Origin of the sequence: Pararhizobium sp. LjRoot235, assembly GCF_964254145.1 — a bacterium.
Taxonomy (GTDB): Bacteria; Pseudomonadota; Alphaproteobacteria; order Rhizobiales; family Rhizobiaceae; genus Pararhizobium.
In genome coordinates, this window is sequence record NZ_CAXUSP020000001.1 from 556,498 (window position 1) to 574,237 (window position 17,740).

The 17,740-nt window shown below is 62.8% G+C and carries 14 protein-coding genes, 1 tRNA gene and 2 riboswitches; of the genes, 5 read left to right on the plus strand and 10 right to left on the minus strand.

Annotation, left to right across the window (positions count from 1 at the left end; genetic code table 11):
- Nucleotides 1–13 precede the first annotated feature (13 nt).
- Nucleotides 14–997 (minus strand): thioredoxin, encoded by a 984-nt coding sequence (gene trxA, locus ACSQ2Z_RS02635; RefSeq protein WP_436079780.1) that lies wholly within the window; start codon nucleotides 995–997, stop codon nucleotides 14–16.
- Between the two features lie 70 nt (nucleotides 998–1,067).
- Nucleotides 1,068–1,577 (minus strand): prolyl-tRNA synthetase associated domain-containing protein, encoded by a 510-nt coding sequence (locus tag ACSQ2Z_RS02640; RefSeq protein ID WP_436079781.1) that lies wholly within the window; start codon nucleotides 1,575–1,577, stop codon nucleotides 1,068–1,070.
- Nucleotides 1,578–1,822: 245 nt separating this feature from the next.
- Between ACSQ2Z_RS02640 and ACSQ2Z_RS02645 the strand changes: the two genes are divergently transcribed.
- A tRNA-Gly gene (locus tag ACSQ2Z_RS02645) sits at nucleotides 1,823–1,897 on the plus strand.
- A gap of 383 nt (nucleotides 1,898–2,280) precedes the next feature.
- On the opposite strand, the gene ACSQ2Z_RS02650 is transcribed toward ACSQ2Z_RS02645, so the two are convergent.
- The 3 genes from ACSQ2Z_RS02650 to metA all read right to left on the minus strand — a co-directional run bounded on the left by ACSQ2Z_RS02650 (nucleotide 2,281) and on the right by metA (nucleotide 5,283).
- Nucleotides 2,281–3,042 (minus strand): SDR family oxidoreductase, encoded by a 762-nt coding sequence (locus ACSQ2Z_RS02650; RefSeq protein ID WP_436079782.1) that lies wholly within the window; start codon nucleotides 3,040–3,042, stop codon nucleotides 2,281–2,283.
- 93 nt (nucleotides 3,043–3,135) lie between these two features.
- The gene (locus tag ACSQ2Z_RS02655) at nucleotides 3,136–4,152 is read right to left on the minus strand and encodes an aldose epimerase family protein (RefSeq protein ID WP_436079783.1); all 1,017 of its coding nucleotides are present in this window, start codon (nucleotides 4,150–4,152) and stop codon (nucleotides 3,136–3,138) included.
- Between the two features lie 204 nt (nucleotides 4,153–4,356).
- Nucleotides 4,357–5,283 carry a homoserine O-acetyltransferase MetA gene (gene metA, locus ACSQ2Z_RS02660; RefSeq protein ID WP_436079784.1) on the minus strand — a complete coding sequence of 309 codons (927 nt, stop codon included), beginning with the start codon at nucleotides 5,281–5,283 and terminating at the stop codon, nucleotides 4,357–4,359.
- 69 nt (nucleotides 5,284–5,352) lie between these two features.
- A riboswitch (SAM riboswitch) is annotated at nucleotides 5,353–5,430 on the minus strand.
- 452 nt (nucleotides 5,431–5,882) lie between these two features.
- Between metA and ACSQ2Z_RS02665 the strand changes: the two genes are divergently transcribed.
- Nucleotides 5,883–6,749: an RNA polymerase factor sigma-32 gene (locus ACSQ2Z_RS02665; RefSeq protein ID WP_436079785.1), complete on the plus strand. Its 867-nt coding sequence runs from the start codon at nucleotides 5,883–5,885 to the stop codon at nucleotides 6,747–6,749.
- A 215-nt stretch (nucleotides 6,750–6,964) separates the two neighbouring features.
- Here ACSQ2Z_RS02665 and ACSQ2Z_RS02670 read toward each other — a convergent pair whose 3' ends face one another.
- From ACSQ2Z_RS02670 to ACSQ2Z_RS02690, 5 genes are all read right to left on the minus strand, one after another.
- The gene (locus ACSQ2Z_RS02670) at nucleotides 6,965–8,476 is read right to left on the minus strand and encodes a M48 family metalloprotease (RefSeq protein ID WP_436079786.1); all 1,512 of its coding nucleotides are present in this window, start codon (nucleotides 8,474–8,476) and stop codon (nucleotides 6,965–6,967) included.
- Between the two features lie 284 nt (nucleotides 8,477–8,760).
- Nucleotides 8,761–9,483 (minus strand): thiamine ABC transporter ATP-binding protein, encoded by a 723-nt coding sequence (thiQ, locus tag ACSQ2Z_RS02675; protein WP_436079787.1) that lies wholly within the window; start codon nucleotides 9,481–9,483, stop codon nucleotides 8,761–8,763.
- Nucleotides 9,470–11,083, minus strand: coding sequence for a thiamine/thiamine pyrophosphate ABC transporter permease ThiP (thiP, locus tag ACSQ2Z_RS02680; RefSeq protein ID WP_436082952.1), 1,614 nt, complete (start codon nucleotides 11,081–11,083; stop codon nucleotides 9,470–9,472). The genes thiQ and thiP overlap by 14 nt, the downstream gene beginning before the upstream one ends.
- 31 nt (nucleotides 11,084–11,114) lie before the next feature.
- Entirely contained in the window at nucleotides 11,115–12,125 is a 1,011-nt protein-coding gene (gene thiB, locus ACSQ2Z_RS02685) for a thiamine ABC transporter substrate binding subunit (protein WP_436079788.1), read from the minus strand.
- A gap of 38 nt (nucleotides 12,126–12,163) precedes the next feature.
- Nucleotides 12,164–12,280, minus strand: a riboswitch (TPP riboswitch).
- A gap of 494 nt (nucleotides 12,281–12,774) precedes the next feature.
- Nucleotides 12,775–14,277, minus strand: a complete 1,503-nt coding sequence (locus ACSQ2Z_RS02690) for an MDR family MFS transporter (RefSeq protein ID WP_436079789.1) — start codon at nucleotides 14,275–14,277, stop codon at nucleotides 12,775–12,777.
- A gap of 121 nt (nucleotides 14,278–14,398) precedes the next feature.
- Here ACSQ2Z_RS02690 and ACSQ2Z_RS02695 point away from each other — a divergent pair, with 121 nt between their 5' ends.
- From ACSQ2Z_RS02695 to ACSQ2Z_RS02705, 3 genes are all read left to right on the plus strand, one after another.
- Nucleotides 14,399–14,932: a MarR family winged helix-turn-helix transcriptional regulator gene (locus ACSQ2Z_RS02695; RefSeq protein WP_436079790.1), complete on the plus strand. Its 534-nt coding sequence runs from the start codon at nucleotides 14,399–14,401 to the stop codon at nucleotides 14,930–14,932.
- Between the two features lie 193 nt (nucleotides 14,933–15,125).
- The gene (locus tag ACSQ2Z_RS02700) at nucleotides 15,126–15,776 is read left to right on the plus strand and encodes a thiamine diphosphokinase (protein WP_436079791.1); all 651 of its coding nucleotides are present in this window, start codon (nucleotides 15,126–15,128) and stop codon (nucleotides 15,774–15,776) included.
- 2 nt (nucleotides 15,777–15,778) lie between these two features.
- Entirely contained in the window at nucleotides 15,779–17,605 is a 1,827-nt protein-coding gene (locus tag ACSQ2Z_RS02705; protein WP_436079792.1) for an ABC-F family ATP-binding cassette domain-containing protein, read from the plus strand.
- The last annotated feature ends 135 nt before the right edge of the window (nucleotides 17,606–17,740 follow it).

Genomic DNA, 17,740 nt, shown 5'->3' on the forward strand with positions numbered 1-17,740 from the left:
CGTCACAAAGCTGTCACGAGAAAAGGATCGACGACAGTTTCCGTCGTGCGGAGAGTGTCGCCGGGTCCATCGGACCCCAGACGTCGAAGAACTGCAGCAACTCGCGCCGGGCGCCGTCGTCCTCAAAGGCCCGGTCGCGCTTCATCACCTTCAGGAGGTGATCGGCAGCCGCCGCGCGGTCGCCCTCGACATTGCGGATCTTGGCAAGCTTGATACGCGCGGCGTGATCGTCCGGATCGGCAGCGAGCAGTTGCTCCAGTTCATCGGGATCGCCGAGCTTGCGGGCTTCCTCGATCTGGTCAAGTTTTTTCAACACGGCAATGATGCCGGCATCCTTGGTGAGCGCCTCGGACAGATTGGACAAGACATCGCGCGCCTGCTCAAAGTCGCCGGCGGCGATCAGGGAATTGGCAAGGCCTGCCAGCGCCGCGGCATTTTCCGGATCTGCCTGCAGCACCGCGCCGAAAAGGCCGGCGGCGCTCTGAAGGTCGCCCTGGTCGAGCAGCGTCTTTGCCTCGGTCAGCGCCGCCTCGATCTCGGCTGCCCGGTCATCGACCACGGGACCGGCGATCTTGTCGATGAATTGGCGGATCTGGCTTTCAGGCACCGCTCCCATGAAGCCATCGACCGGACGGCCACCGGAAAAGGCGATGACGGCGGGGATCGACTGGATGCCAAGCTGACCGGCGATCGACGGATGATCGTCGATGTTCATCTTGACGAGCTTGACGCGGCCCTGAGCCTCGGTGACGACCTTTTCGATGACCGGCGTCAACTGCTTGCAGGGACCGCACCAGGGGGCCCAGAAATCGACGAGAACCGGCTGCTGGCGCGAGGCCTCTAGCACGTCGCGGGGGAAGTTGGCGGTGGTCGTATCCTTGATCAGGTCGCCGGCAGGTGCCGCTGCGGGAGCCTTGGCCGCCGCGCCGCCGTAGCTCGCCGTCGCGGTCATCTGGTTGCCATAGGATCCTGCATAGGGGTTGTCGCTGCCGCTCATCCATGTCTCCTCGCGAACGTCTTCGTCCGTCTGCCCGTCACTGCTCGGTTATCCCGTCAAAGATCGTATGTCAGGACGTCACTTTCAAGACAAGCGGTTCATGTCCCGTCGCCTCGATAAAGCGCAGCAGATCCCTGGGGGCGATCGAAGTCGTCGCATCGTTGGCGAGCGGATGGCAATTGACGATCTCGTCCTTCATCAGTTCCTCGTCGACGATGATCTTCACTTGTCTCTCGGTGTCGTTGATTACGCCGAAGGCTGTGACGGCGCCGGGAATGACGCCCAGATATTCCATCAGCTTCTCCGGCCGGCCGAAAGAAACCTTGCTGGCGCCGCCGATGATGGTGTGCACAGTCTTCAGATCGACGGTCGCGTTCTCTTCGACGGTCAAGAGGAAATAATTGTCCTTCTTGTCCTTCACGAACAGGTTTTTTGTATGTCCGCCGGGGATCTCGTCGCGCAGCGCGACCGATTCGGCGACGGTAAAGACGGGCTCGTGCCGCTTGGTCGTGTGCGCAATGCCGAGGCTGTCCAGAAACTCGAACAATTCATCCTGCGTCTTCGGCGGCACTTCACTCATGACGGGGTTCCTTCGGCTTGAAAAATGGCGGTCATCATTTACGGCGAAGGCCAGACAAGCGCAATCGTTGTAATTGGGAAGGCTGCAAAACGCCCTGTTTTCAGGGGCTTGCGACATGCCGGCAAAAATTTCTTCCACAAGCCGTCATTTCCCTGTTGCATTTGGAAAACGGCTGGGCCATATAGCGCCCGTCGCCGCAACGCAGCGACCTTCGGCCACCGACTACCCCAGGCCGTCGACAATGAGCGGGTGTAGCTCAGGGGTAGAGCACAACCTTGCCAAGGTTGGGGTCGAGCGTTCGAATCGCTTCACCCGCTCCATTTTTCTCCTAGAAATCAATGTTACTGGTGTGTCGTACGGTACCGCTGGTACCGCATAGGGTTCAGCCTCCGAGCATCTGCAAAGCCTCGCCCACGGAAATGGCAACGGCGGCAAGATCAAATGCGGGTGGCAAAAGGTGCGGGCACGAACGCAACGTTTTGTTCGATAGTGGGAACAAATGTTCCTGTGTCTGGCGAAATGAAATCAGAACGCTTCATGTTGCCTCGGTATAAGCTTCGTAGCCAGATTATAGCTGGACGGGCGTTTTCTATAAAGTGAGTCTACGGCTTATAGGAAAGCAAATTCTGAAAAATCAACATTGTGTGCATTTCAGTTTTTACCTTCTATATGTTGATATTCGGAAGGCATTGATTTCTTGTCTTTACCCCCGTCCCACATACGGCATCTTCGTCGCCATCACCGTCATCGTCAGTACGTTGGCGTCAAGCGGCAGGCTCGCCATGTAGACGATGGCGTCGGCGACGAGTTTGGTGGGGATGGTCGGTTCGCTGGCGGTTTCGCCATTGGCCTGTAGCACACCGCCGCTCATGCCGGCAGTCATTTCGGTCGAGGCGTTGCCGATGTCGATCTGGCCGCAGGCGATGTCGAAGGCGCGACCGTCAAGGGCTGTCGATTTGGTAAGGCCGGTGATGGCGTGCTTCGTCGCGGTATAGGGCGCCGAGAACGGGCGTGGCGTCGAGGCGGAGATCGAGCCGTTGTTGATGATGCGGCCGCCCCGCGGCGTCTGCGCCTTCATCAGCTTCATCGCCTGCTGGGTGCAGAGGAAGGCGCCGGTCAGGTTTGCGGCGACGATGGCGCTCCACTGCTCGAAGGTGATGTCCTCCATCGGTACGGCGGGCAGGCTCATGCCGGCATTGTTGACGAGCAGGTCGAGGCGGCCGAAATCGTGGCGGATGGTCTGAAACAAGGTGGCGACCGATTGCGGATCGCCGACATCGGCAGCGAATGCCCTGACCGTGCCGGTGGTATGCGTGGCCATGTCTATTGCGGTCGCTTGCAGAACGTCGGAGCGGCGGCCGGAAATGACGACGGTGAAGCCGTGGTCCAGCAGCGCCTCGGCAATGGCACGGCCGATGCCGGTGCCGCCGCCGGTCACCAATGCGATCTTTTCTCTTCCCGTCATCGTTTCCACTCCTCCGCGGCTGAGCTTACCCGCAGCCGCGTCAAAGAGGAACGCGCCGCGAGCTGGCCATTGAAGCCGTATCTGAGCAGGATGTCAGCTTCTGGTAAAGACGTAGTCTGTTTCCTGCCGCAGTGTCTCGCCGGGCCGCAGCACGGCTTGCGGGAAATTCGCATGGTTGACCGCGTCCGGCCAGATCTGCGTTTCCAGGCAGAAGCCGGCGAAGGGGCCGTAGCGGCGGCCTTCGAGGCCGGGGACCGGGACATTCATCTTGAAGCCGGTGTAGAACTGCACGCCGGGCTCAGTGGTACGGACCTCCAGCGAAACGCCGGAATTGATGCTGCGCACCAGGGCGACCGACTGCTTGGGGCCGCGGGCGTCGGCCAGACAGAAATTGTGGTCGTAGGCGATCTTGTCGCCTTCCATCTGGCGGCGCAGCGGCGTCATTGACCGCAGGTCGAAGGCGGTGCCCTCGACGCTCGCGATTTCACCGGTCGGCACCTGCAGCGCATCCGTCGGCAGATAGTGATTGGCGGCGATCATTGCGTCGTGGCCGAGTGCGTCGGCGGCGCCGTCGAGATTGAAATAGCTGTGCTGGCAGACATTGCAGATCGTGGCGCGGTCGGTCGTGCTCTCGTAGATGACATTGAGGACGCCGCCGTAACTTACTCTATAGGTGCAGGTGACGGTGCAATTGCCGGGATAGCCGGCGCGGCCATCAGGATCGACGATCGTGAGCACGACCCGATCTTCGGCTTTTTCGACGATGGTCCAGAGACGCTTGGCGATGCCGTCGCTGCCGCCGTGCAGATGGGTCACGCCCTTCTCATTGCATTCGAGCTGGTAGGCGGTGCCGTCAATTGCAAAGCGGCCGCCGCCGATGCGGTTAGCGTTGCGGCCCGGCGTCGCGCCGAAATAGGGGGAGTGATCGAGGTAGTCCTGAAAACTCTCGAAGCCGAGAACCAGCGGTGCTGCGTGTCCGTCGAGGCGCAGGTCCTGGATGACCGAGCCCCAGGTGAGGATATTTACGGTCAGCCCGCCGCCGCGGATGGTCAGGCGTTGAACCGGTTCGCCAGTCGGCAGATGGCCGAAGATTTCAGTTTCTGTCTGCACGGCTATTCTTCCTCCACTTTTCCCGGCGGCAAACTGCGTCATTTCGAGCAGGGCGGCAACCGAAAAGTCATACAATTCACGGGTGGATTGCCGGTACTGAAAGCGGGCACACGCAAGCGCCGGCAGGCGGTTTCGTACAAGGCCAGACAGGCCTTCCAGAGGCGCCGCCGGCGCGTTCGAGCGGCCCGATCACCAGGCTTGCCGTCATGTCCTGTCCTTGCCGATATCGGCGAGATCATACGGCGTTGTCTGGTAGATATCGTTGATCCAGTTGCAGAACAACAGGTGCGCGTGGCTGCGCCAGCGGTTCTGCGGCGGCAGTGACGGGTCGTTGTGCGGGAAATGGTTGTGCGGCATCTTGATCGGCACGCCGGCGTTCACGTCGCGGAAATATTCGTCCGACAGCGAGGTCGAATCATATTCGACATGATTGAAGACGTAGAGGCGGTTGCCCGTCTTCTCATGCACGAAACAGACGCCCATCTCGTCGGATTCCATCAATATCTCGAGCCCCGGCACCTTTTCGATGTCGGCGCGGCGCACTTCGGTCCAGCGCGACACCGGAATCTGGAAATCGTCGGAAAAGCCGTTGAGATAGACCGAGGCCGGGTTGAGATTGTGGTGGCGGTAGACGCCGAAGGCCTTTTCCTTCAGCGTGTATTTCGGCACCCGGTGGAAATGGTAGATCGCCGCCATGGCGCCCCAGCAGATGTTGAGCGTCGAATGAACGTTGGTATGCGTCCAGTCGAGGATCTGCTGCATCTCCTGCCAATAGGTCACGTCCTCATAGTTCAGCATCTCCACAGGCGCGCCGGTGATGATGAGACCGTCGAACTTGCGGTGCTTGATCTCGTCCCAGGTGTCATAGAAGGCGAGCAGATGGTCTTCCGGTGTGTTCTTCGCCTTGTGGCCGCCCAGCCGGATCAGCGAAAACTCGACCTGCAGCGGCGTGGCGCCGACGAGGCGTGCCATCTGCACCTCGGTCTTGATCTTGTTCGGCATGAGGTTCAGGAGCCCGATCTGCAGCGGGCGGATGTCCTGACGGATCGCCGCGGTTTCGGTCATGACCCGCACGCCCTCTTTGACGAGGGTTTCGAAGGCGGGCAGCGTATCGGGTATCTTGATGGGCATGGGCAAAACTCGGGTCAGGACAAGCGGAACAAAAAAACCGGCAACGACAAGATCGCTACCGGCCCGCCTGCTTGCGCATGCACGGCCCTTTAGCGATTTATTTAACGTGGCTGCAAGCCGGCCGGCCAAATCACCACGAGACGTCTAAATAGCGCCTGTCTGCGTTGGAATCAATGTTGGAATCAATGAGGGACGCGCGGCCGCGCAAAGCGGGCCTTCTTTAGCGTCGGGCTGACCGCTTCGCCGACAGGCCGGCGGCAAGCGCCGTGCCGAAGTTGTGACTAGAGACAGCGTCCCGGTCGTCGCGGTCCCGGTCGTCGCGTGGGCCGACATTGTCGTGGCCGCCGGAAAAATGCGCGCGGCCGCAAAATACGGCAGTGCAGCATGGAACTTATTCGCTCCCCGCGCGTTGGGACATGTTCAGTCCTGACCTGCGCGTGGAACGGGACTGCTACCCGCGGCCCTCTCTTCCGGCCTCGGCTTCTAGGCAGGGAAGTAGGGCGGTTCGAATGCTGGTCAAGCTTAGGCAGCGGAAATCCCGAAATACGATCGACTTATCGTTCAGCGGCACACCCCGTGTGCCCCTCATGGAGTAGCCGATGAAAAACCTCTCAGCAGACAGGCGCATGATCAAGATCGCCATGGCGGCCCCCTATCTCGAACGGGACGAGGAGCATGCCCTGGCGCTGGCATGGAAAGACCATAACGATCAGGAAGCCCGAAACAAGATCGCCATGGCCCATATGCGGCTGGTGGTCTCGATGGCGTCGAAGTTTCGCAATTTCGGCCTGCCGATGAGCGACTTGGTGCAGGAGGGCCATATCGGCCTGCTGGAAGCCGCCGCCCGCTTCGAGCCGAGCCGCGAGGTCCGCTTCTCGACCTATGCCAGCTGGTGGATCCGCGCCTCGATGCAGGATTATGTGCTGCGCAACTGGTCGATCGTGCGCGGCGGCACGTCTTCGGCGCAAAAGGCCTTGTTCTTCAACCTGCGCCGCCTGCGCGCCAAGCTCGCTCAGGGCGACCGGCAGCTGACCGCGCGCGCCGTGCACGAGGAAATCGCCGCGGCACTCGGCGTCAGCATTGCCGACGTGCAGACGATGGATGCGCGCCTCTCCAGCAATGATGCCTCGCTGCAGGCGCCGATCTCGTCGGGCGATGCCGACAGCGGCGAACGGCTCGATCTTCTCGCCTGTGACGCGCCACTGCCGGACGAGCAGGTCTCCGAGATGATCGACCAGGAACGGCGGCGCATCTGGCTCAGCCACGCGCTTTGCCAGCTGAACGAGCGGGAAATGAAGATCATCCGCGCCCGCCGCCTGTCGGAAGACAGCGCCACCCTTGAAGAGCTCGGCGCCGATCTCGGCATCTCGAAGGAGCGAGTCCGCCAGATCGAGACCCGGGCACTGGAGAAGCTGAGGATCGCGCTGGTCGCCGAAGCACCGGTGCTGGCGACGCTGCCGCATTGAGCGGTATCAGCGCGTCCAGCGCCAACCACCGAAGGTGCGGGAAAGGCTGGGAAGCCATTATAACCGGGGGCGCCGTCTCGACGCTCGATCTATCGCTGCGCGTACCGTGCACGGGCACGTTTTCGCGCTCAATGCCGAATTCGCCCAAGCGCTTGGTCTCTCACCATCCGATCGATCGCCGCTTCCGGTGAGAGGCGGTTTTTCCGCGTGCGGTCCTACTCCGAGATGATCTTGACCCTGTCGCCCGGCTTGACGGTCGATGTCACCTGCATGGCGTTGATCAGGCGGAAGAGATCGAGCTTGCGGTCGGTGCCCATCATCCGGGCCGAGAGCGTCGCCAGCGTATCGCCGGGCTTGGCCGTGACGACGCGGATGCGCAGCGGCTTCAGCGCGGCCGCTTCCTGCGGCATCATGCGGCGGAAGGATGCTCGCAGGACTTCGGCCATCGGCTCGAGGCTCGGCGCACCCTTCGGCACCGCCGTCAGGAAACGGTAGATCTGCGTATCGATGCGGATCACCGTGACGTCGAAATCCCAGCGCTCGGCCGAGGCGCGCGCGGTCGCAGCCTCAAGCCCGTTGATGGTGATCGGCCGGATGGTGTCAGGCTGCAGGCCCGTGACCCAGCCGCTGGCGATATAGTCGGTCAAGCTGCGGCGCTGCGTATCGGCAACGCCATCGAAGCGGATGGCGACTTCTCCCGGTCCGGTCGCCAGCACGGCTTCCGCCTTGTTGTCGATCTGGAAGCCGGACGGCACATCGAAACGAATGCCGAGCTTGCCGTGCAGGAACGTCTGGCCGCGGACGTAGCCTTCCTGCGGGCTGTCGCCATAGAGCAGCCCGTCGATGCCGGCGAGATAATACTCGCGGCCGCGGTCGCCGACCGTTCCTTCCGCGCCGAAAGCCCGCGCATGGCGGCGGGCGAGATCGACGCGCTGCGGCGCGCTCGGATGGCTCGACAGGAAGTCGAGGCTCTGGTCGCTGTCGGGATCGACCGAGGAGAACCGGCTATAGGCCGCCATCGCATCGAGGAAACGGGCGGCGGAATAGGGATCGTATCCGGCTTCGCCGAGCATGCGCACGCCGATGACGTCGGCCTGCAGTTCCTGGTTTCGCGAGAAGGCCGCAAGCCTGAGCTTGCCGCGCGCCAGGGCCTGCTTGCCGGCGAGGTCGCTGGAGAGTACTTCGGAGACGACGCGGCTGGCAATGACCTCCGCCTCCTCGCGCTGCTGCCGCTCGATACCGTGATTGGCCGTGACGTGCGCCATCTCGTGGGACAGCACCGCTGCCACTTCCGACGCATCGTCGGCAAGCGCCAACAGGCCGCGGGTGACGTAGAGATAGCCGCCGGGGAGCGCGAAGGCGTTGATCGCAGGCGAATTCAGGATGGTGATGCGGTAGGACTGGTTCGGATTTTCCGACACCGCCGTCAGCGCACCGGTGATCCGGGCAACGAGACGTTCGGTCCTTTCGTCCTTGTATTCGCCGCCATAGCTCGCGACGATGCGCGGGTGCTCGCGGGCGCCGACCTGGGCGCGCGGGTCGTTCTTCTGCACCTCCTCGACGATCTGCGGCGTCGAGGACGGCGCGACCTTCGGCTCATAGGTCTGTTCGATTACCGACTGGCAGCCGACAAGCAGCAGCATACCGGCGAGCGCGCTTGCAGCACGCAAGGATACGCCGGAGCTTTTCTCCGAAGACTGCGGATCCGTGCCTGTCGTTCTGTTCATGCCTCAGCTCGTTTCCAGTCTTTCGGGCCAGCCCCGCAAACATTTCCGCGGTCCGGCGCCGCGAAAATTCGGTATTCTTTACAGCCGCGTACATAGGTCAGGCAGCCATTGCAGCAATAGGACTGCTGTAGCCTATTCACGCCACGCGTGCCTAGCATATGCCGATAGAAATAGTTGCCCCGTGATATCCCTGCAACGGATACGCGAGCATGGCGCCGCGGAGATTTCGCGCTTGGCCGTCGCATAGGCCAACGTTCAAATTGTGGCAGTCATGGCAGGCGACGTCATTTTCCGAGAAACCGCGCAATGGCGGGACTATCGATATGGTCAAGGAATTGCGCCTTGGATTCGTGCAGCAGGACACGGCCCTCGTCGAGGAAGATGACGCTATCGGCCAGCGCCCGCACGTCGTCCGGATGGTGCGTGACGATCAACATCGTATTGCCCTCCTGCCTGTGCAGATCGATGAGCAGGCTGATCATGCCCGAGCGTAAGCCCGGATCGAGCGCCGCGAATGGCTCGTCGAGAAGAAGGACAGGTTTGTGCCGGACCAAGGCGCGCGCGAGCGCCACCCGCTGACGTTCTCCGCCGGACAACGTCGGTGGCAGCCGCTTGCCGAAGCCTTCGAGTCCGACGCGCATCAGCGCAGCCGCGATTTTTCCGCGCTCCTTCACGTCCAGTCGCAGGGCCGGATCGATGCCGAGCGCGATATTGGTGGCGACATCGAGATGCGAAAACAGGTTGTGTTCCTGGAAGATGACCGAGACCGGCCGGTTGGCCGGATCGCGGCGGGCGACATTTTCGCCAAGGATCTCGACCGCGCCCGAATCCGGGGTCTCGAAACCGGCGACGATATTGAGGAGGGTCGATTTGCCGGAACCGGAGGCGCCGGTGATGGCAACGATCTCGCCTTTCCTGATCGCGCAATCGAAGTGCAGCTGCGTCTTGTCCAACTGCAGGCGCACGCCGCCGAGGCGAATGGCAATCTCCGTGTCACGCGGCGGCATTCTTGCTCCCCTCCTTCGCCGCAGATGGCGTGCCGGCGATGGTCAGCAGGATGCAGACCAGGCCGAGAAACAGCGCAAGCCCCGCCGCATCAGTGGAACGGTAGCTGCCCATCCGGCTATAGAGTAGCCAGGGCAGCGTGACCATATCCTGCGATCCGAACAGCGCCACCGCTCCGAGATCGCCGAGCGACAGGGCGCAGGCAAAGGACAGCGCCATCAGCACCGGCTTGCGCAGGACCGGCCAGTCGACAAACCGCAGCCGGTGCCAGCCACCGAGCCCGAGGCTCGCGGCAAGCCTGCCGGTGCGGACCGAATGGCTGGTCATGGCCGGCTCCAGCACGCGGTAGACGAAGGGCAGCGCCATCAGCATGTTGATCAGGATGACGAGGAGCGGCGCAAGGGCGGCGACATCGCCGAGCGGTCGCAGAAGCAGGAACCACCCCGCCCCCAGAACGACGGGCGGCACCAGCAGCACCAGGGACGCGCTCATCGAAATCAAGCCGGCAAATCCGCGATGGAGCTTCGGTGGATGTCTCGGTGCGAGCGCGATCTGCCGCGAACGGATCATCAGCGCCGTCGCCGCGACGCAGAGCGTGCCTGACACAACCGCAATGGCAAGGCTGGTGACAAGGGCCTGCTGCGCCATCGGATCGCCCATCAGCTTCCAGAGATCGGACTGCAGACCGTAGGCGATGACGGAGCCGAGCGGCAGTGCAAGGAACAGCACGGCTAACACGATGGCCAGGCCGTCGCCCGCCTTGCCCGAAAGATTGCGACCGTCGAAGCGCCTGACCTCGCGTCCGCTGCCATGACCTTCCTCCACCTTTGGCGTCAACAGACGCATCGCCAGCAGCAACGCCCCCGTCAGGGCGATCTGCAGCAGCGACAGGGCAATGGCGCGCGGCGGATCGAAATCGAAGCGCAGTGCCTGATAGATCGCCACCTCGATGGTGCTCGCCGCCGGCCCGCCGCCGAGCGTCAGCACCAGGGTGAAACTGGTGACGCAGAGCATGAAGATGAGGCCGGCGATACCGGGCAGCAGGCCACGAATGGCCGGCCACTCGATGAAGCGGAAGATTGAAAGCGGCCGCATGCCGAGATTGGCGCCGACCAGCCAGTATTCGCCGGGAATTCGTTCCAGCCCGCCGATCATCAGCCGCGCGGCGAGCGGCAGATTGAAGAACACATGCGCCAGCAGGATGCCAGACAGGCCGTAAATGCTGATCGGCTGATCCAGGCCGAGCCAGGCAAAAGCCCTATTGAACAATCCCTGCCGCCCCCAGATACCGATCAGCCCCAAGGCGGCGACCAGCGCCGGCAGGCCAAGCGGCAGCGCCAGCAACCGGATGATCCAGACACGTCCGGGAAAGGACGGTTGCCGCGCCAGGGCACGCGCGACGGGAATGGCAAGCACGATCGACAGAAACGTCGAAAGCAAGGCCTGCAGCAGCGTAAACCGCATTACGCGCCAGACATAGGCGTCGAAGAGCCCCTCTTGCCCCACTGCACCTGGCTCATCGAAGGCAAGCAGCGTATAGGCTGCGAGGCAGACAAACAGAACGACGCCGCCGAGGCAGAGTGCCCCGGCGGCCACTGTCAGACGCTTTTCGAGACCGCCGGGCAATCGCAGCTCAGTTCTTGCTCATGGCAGCGAGCCATTCGTCGATCCAGGCCTTGCGGTTGGCGGCAACTTCGTCGGAAGACATCAGATAAGTCTTTCCCGGATGGACCAGTTTGCCGAAGGCCTCCGGCAACGGCTCCTTGGTGGCGGCCACCGGCAACATCCAGTTGGTCGTCGGGATGATCGACTGGAACTCCGGCCCGGTGACGAAGGAGAGGAAGTCCTTGGCGAGCGCCGGGTCCTTGGCAGTCTTCGTCATGCCAACCACTTCGATCTGGATGTAGTGACCTTCCGAGAACGAGGCTGCCTGATAGCGGTCGGTGCTTTCCGCGATCATGTGATAGGCAGGTGAGGTGGTATAGGACAGCACCATCGGCGCCTCGCCCTTGGTGAACAGGCCGTAAGCCTCCGACCAGCCGGGCGTCACCGTCAGGACGCGATCCTTGAGCTTGGCCCAGGCGGTACCGGCCTCGTCGCCGTAAACCGACTTCACCCACAGAAGCAGGCCGAGGCCCGGCGTCGAGGTGCGCGGGTCCTCGATGACGATCTTTTGGCTCGGATCGCCCTCCACCAGTTCCTTCAAGCTCTTCGGCGGCGTCTTCAGCGTCTCGGTATCGTAGATCACGGCGAAATGGCCGTAGTCGTACGGAACGAACGTATCGTCGGAGAAGCCGCCGGGAACCTTGACGGCGGACGTATCGACACCGTGCGGCGCGAAAAAGCCGGTCGCCTTGGCTTCGGAGACGAGATTGGTGTCGAGCCCGAGCACGATATCGGCCTTGGAGGCCGGCCCCTCGAGCTTCAGCCGGGTCAAAAGCTCGACGCCGTCGGCGACGCTGACATACTCCACCTTGCAGTCGCAGGTCTTTTCGAAGGCCTCAGCGACCTTGGCCCCCGGTCCCCATTCGCTGGTGAAGCTTTCATAGGTGTAGACGGTCAGCGTCTTGTCGGCGGCGGCCGCGGAAAACGATGTGGCGATTGCAGCAATCGCTGCGAAAAATGGAATGAATGTCTTGCGCATCGGCGCCTCCTTTAATCCAAGTGCTGGGAATAGGGCGCTGAAAGGTGCCGTCTAATCCCTCCGCCGGTGCAAACCGGATCAGGTTCCGCGGGTTGGCTTTCGAAAGCCTCTCAGCCAAACGTTCAAAAGAACGAACGGCACCCCGTTAGAGCAGGAGGAGATTTAGACTTGCGCGAAATGCTTGGCAAGGGGAGGTGAGTTCGGGCAACTGCCCCGACTGGCCGGGCGGCGTCACCCCGCTGTGACTTCGTAACATCTCCCCCTCAAGGGCAGGGCAATTGCCGATGGATTTGCGGCTCGCTCCCTCTTCTCCCCTGTGGGGAGAAGGTGGCGCAAAGCGCCGGATGAGGGGGCGGCAGGCACCGAGATTGCCGAGAAAACCCCCTCATCGCCTCGCATACGCTCGGCACTTCTCCCCGCCGGGGAGAAGAGGGAAAAGTCGCAAGTGCCTTCGATCCATATGCGACGCCCCTTCGATGGGGATTGTTCTTTTCCTTTGCGGCTTTTCGGAAGAGGACGAATGGAGCTTGCGGTCCAGCCTCTTCCCCTTGTGGGGAGGGGTTGGGAGGGGACTTTCTTTTCGGCGCAAAAGAACCGCTCCCCTCCGCTTCACTCCGACCCTCCCCACAAGGGGGAGGGGTCAGACCAGTCAAGCCGCCGGCTTTTGCGGCAGCCGGACGGATTTGAGGCTGATCGCCGAGACGAGCGTGATGAGCGTGATGCCGACGGCCGTTAGGAACAGCGGCTGGAAGGCGGCCGTATAGCTTTCGGCGACAAGCCGGCGGGTTGCCTCCGGCAGCGCCGAAAGCATCAGCGGCGTCAGCTTTTCGATGTCCTCGACGCCGGGGATCGAGACTGCGCCGCGTGTCAGTCCGGCGGCGATCGTCGCGCCGTAGATCGAGATCGCGATCGAGGCGCCGGCCATGCGCGACAGGGTGACGGCACCCGTGGCAGCGCCGACATCGCCGCGCGACACCACGTTCTGCACGCCGATGACCGGCACCTGCTGGCCGAAACCGATGCCGATGCCGTGCAGCGCCATGATGGCGCCGATGATGAAGAGCGGCGTGCCAGGCTCAATCTGCGTGAACATCAGCAAGGCCAGGGTCGTCAGGCTGGCGCTCACGATCGCAAACGGCTTGTAGCGGCCAAAGAGCGATATCAGCCGCCCCGCCGTCAACGAGCCGACGACGATGCCGCCGGTCAGGAGGATGAACAGCAGCCCGGCTACCGACGGCGTCAGGCCCGTTGTCGTCTGCAGGAACAGCGCGAAATAATTGACCATGCCGATGCCGACGGCGCCGCTCATGAGCGAGATCACCAGCATCAGGCTGAAGGTCGGGCTGCGGAACAGGGTCAGCGGCACGACCGGCTCCGGTGCACGCCGTTCGACGAGCACCCAGGCGACCGCGCAGAGCACGCCGGCGGCAATAACGGCAAGACTTCCAAGCGAAAACAGCGAGCCGAACAGTTCGGCGCCGTCCCCCAAAAGCACGACACTGGTGACCGCGCCCGCAAGCAGAAGCGCACCGGCATAGTCGATCGTCGGCAGGCGCGTCGGCCGCCGATGGGGCAGGAAAAAGAACAGGCCGGTAAGCACGATCAACCCGATCGGGATATTGACGAGGAAGATCGACCGCCAGCCGAACAGGTCGCTCATCGTGCCGCCAAGCACCGGGCCGATGGCGCCCGACGCCATCAGGACCAGGCTCGAATAGCTCTGGTAGCGGGCCCTCTCGCGCGGCTCGAACAGGTCGGCGGTGACCGAGAAGATCGACACCATGATGCCGCCGCCGCCGAGCCCCTGCAGCACGCGGGCCGCGATCAGCGTATTCATCGACACGGCCAGACCGCAGGCGATCGAGCCCAGCGTGAAGATCGCCACCGCGGCAAGCATCACGTATTTGCGGCCGAACAGGTCGCCCAGCTTGCCGTAGAGTGGCATCACCGCGCAGGTGGCGAGCAGATAGGCCGATCCGATCCAGCCGAACCGCTCCATCTCGCCGAATTCGGCGGCGATGGTCGGCAGCGCCGTCGCGACGATCTGGTTGTCGAGCGTCGCCATGAACAGCGCGGTCATCAGGAAGAAGAAAAGCGTCAGGCGAAGCGCGTGGCTCGAAACGAGCGGCGCCGGTGAGGCATGCATGTCCATGGGATTGTTCCAGTTGCGGTAGGCAATTTATGTGCTGTTAGCATATAATTGTCAACGGCATGTTTATGCGAATGTCATCTTCCCACTTTCCGCACGCCCTGGGGTTTGTTATGATTACGCCATGAAGCACACGAATTTTGCCGAAAGCCCTGTGGCCACAGACGACGATGCGCGCGAAAGCCGCGCCTTGATCGGCCGCTCGATGTCACGCTGGCGGGTCCTGATCGGCCGCCGCGTCCTGGCGCGGCTGGCAATCGACAACGTTGCTCCGGATCTGGAAATCTCGCATCTCGACGTTCTCGATGCCGTCAGACGAGCCGAGCCCGATGCCGAGGTCACGGTCGGCACGATCGCCGAGCTGATGCGGATCGACCCCTCGCGCGCCAGCCGCATTGTCGCCGACATGGTGGCACGCGGCGTCCTGCGGCGGGAGGCGTCGCAGGCCGATGCCCGCCGCATCATCGTCGTCATGACCGACCCCGGCAAAAAGCTGATGCACGAGGTGCAGGCGGTCAAACGCGGCGTGATCGAGAACATCCTCGCCGACTGGCCGGAAGAGGACGTCGCGGCCTTTGCCGTCCTGTTCGACAAATTCGTAGCCGGCATGGAGCGCATCCATCAAAATCGCGAAAACGCCGGACGGGGCGACGGGTAGGTCAAGCCGCCCTCTCGATTATCCCCTCTCCCCGCCCTGCGGGGAGAGGGCTAGGGTGAGGGCAAGGTCGAGCAAGCAGGGCTAGGGGGCACGCGCAGCGGCTGCGTCCCTGTCTCGCATGCGATGAAGCGCCCGAACAAAACCCCGCCCGCCTCTTCCCCTTCGGCCCCTGTTTAAGCTATGGCCTTGCCCCATGAACAAACAGGCTTTCGTGATATTGATGGGCGGCGCGCTGATGCCGACGGAGCGTCTGGCCGGTCACGTGAAAGGCGCGCGCGTCATCGCTGCCGATGGTGGCATGCGGCATGCGAAGGCGCTCGGCCTGACGCCGGAGCTCTGGGTCGGCGATTTCGATTCCACGACGCAGGCGCTGATCGACGACTGGCCGGATATCGTGCGCGAGCCCTACCCAGCCGCCAAGAATGAGACCGACGGTGAGATCGCCACCGCGGAAGCACTGGCGCGCGGGGCGAAACGACTGGTATTTGCCGGTGCGCTCGGCGGCGAGCGCAGCGACCATGCCTTCATGCATCTGCTCTACGCCGCCAAGCTGGCAAAGGACGGTCTCGACGTGTTTCTCACCTCCGGCGAGGAAGAGGCCTATCCGCTGCTTCCCGGCAGGCGCGACATCGACCTGCCGAAGGGCAGCCTGTTTTCCATTCTCGGCCTCGACACGCTGAGCGGCCTCTCGATTGAAGGCGCCCGCTTTCCGCTCAAGGATTTCCATCTGCCGTTCGGTTCCTCGCGCACCATTTCCAACGTCGCCGAAGGCACCGTCCGCTTCACCCTTTCCTCAGGCCGGGCGATTGTCCTTGCCCGCCCTTATGACCTCTCGGGAGCCTGACCGTGGCGCCGCCTATTCTGAAACTCGACGATATCTTCCTCTCCTTCGGCGGCACGCCGCTGCTTGCCGGCGCCAATCTGCAGGTCGAGCCTGGCGACCGCATCTGCCTCGTCGGCCGCAACGGCTCGGGCAAATCGACGCTGATGAAGATTGCCGCCGGCCTTGCCGAGCCGCAGACCGGCGAGGTTTTCCGCCATCCGTCCGTGACCATTCGCTATCTGCACCAGGCTCCGGATTTCGAAGGCTTCGACACCGTTCGCGCCTATGCGGAAGCCGGCCTTGGGCCTAGCGACGATCCCTACCGCGTCGCCTATCTGCTGGAGCATCTGGGTCTCACCGGCGATGAAGACCCGGCGCAGCTGTCCGGCGGTGAAGCGCGCCGCGCCGCTCTTGCCCGCGTCATGGCGCCTGAGCCGGATATCCTGCTACTGGACGAGCCCACCAACCATCTCGACCTTCCCACCATCGAATGGCTGGAAGGCGAACTGCAGAAAAGCCGCTCGGCTCTCATCCTGATTTCGCACGACCGGCGCTTCCTCGAAAAGGTCTCGACCGCCACCGTCTGGCTCGATCGCGGCCAGTCACGCCGCCTCAACCAGGGTTTTTCGTTCTTCGAGGCCTGGCGCGACAAGGTGCTTGAAGAGGAAGAACTGGAGCAGCACAAGCTCGGCAAGGAAATCGAGCGCGAAGAACACTGGCTGCGCTACGGCGTCACGGCGCGCCGCAAGCGCAACATGCGCCGCCTCGGGGCGCTGCAGGACCTGCGCGCCAAACATCGCGGCCATTCCGGTCCGCAAGGCTCGGTTCAGGCGACGGTCTCCGACGCGCGCGAATCCGGCAAGCTGGTGATCGAGGCGGAAAAAATCACCAAGTCCTATGGCGACCGCACCATCGTCGCCCCCTTTTCGATGCGGGTGCATCGCGGCGACTGCATCGGCCTGGTCGGCCCGAACGGCGCCGGCAAGACGACGCTTCTGAAGATGCTCACGGGTCAGATCGAACCGGACAGTGGCAACGTCAAACTTGGCACCAACCTCGAAATCGCCACGCTCGACCAGCGCCGCGAGGACCTGAACCTTGAGGACACGCTGGCGCATTACCTGACTGACGGGCGCGGCGAGAACCTGATCGTCAATGGCGAGCAGCGCCATGTCACCGGCTACATGAAGGAATTCCTGTTCCAGCCGGAGCAGGCCCGCACGCCGATCAAGAACCTCTCGGGGGGCGAGCGCGCCCGGCTGATGCTCGCCCGCATCCTGTCGCGCCCGACCAACCTCCTGATCCTCGACGAGCCGACCAACGACCTCGACATCGAGACGCTCGATCTTTTGCAGGAAGTCGTTGCCGGCTTCTCTGGCACCGTCATCCTCGTCAGTCATGATCGCGACTTTCTCGATCGCACCGTCACCTCGACCATCGCGCCGGCCAACCCGGAAGCGCCAGACGGCCGCTGGATCGAATATGCCGGCGGCTATTCCGACATGATGGCGCAGCGCAAGGGCTTGGCTGAGGAAAGGAAGCGGGTCGAAAAGGCCGAAAAAGCCAGGTCCTCAGACAATGGCGGTTCATCATCTGCCGCGAAGGTCGGGAAGGGCAAGCTGTCCTTCAAGCAGAAATTCGCGCTCGAAAACCTGCCGAAGGACATGGAAAAGGCGCAAGGCGAGATCGCCAAACGCGAAACGGAAATGGCCGACCCCAATCTGTTCACGAAAAACCCGGCCCGCTTCTCGACGCTTGCCTCGGAACTGGAAAAGCTGCGCGCTTCCATCACCAGGATGGAAGAGGAGTGGCTGGAACTGGAGATGCTGCGCGAAGAGATCGAGGGATAAATCGGTCGACGTTTCCCTGCTTCTCCCTCGATCATTCAAGGACTTGAGCGGTCAGGCCTGCAATCACCGCCGAATGCAACCGCCCAGCTTCCTGTCATGGGCGACGGCAACGGCGGCGCGCTGGTAGGACCCGCA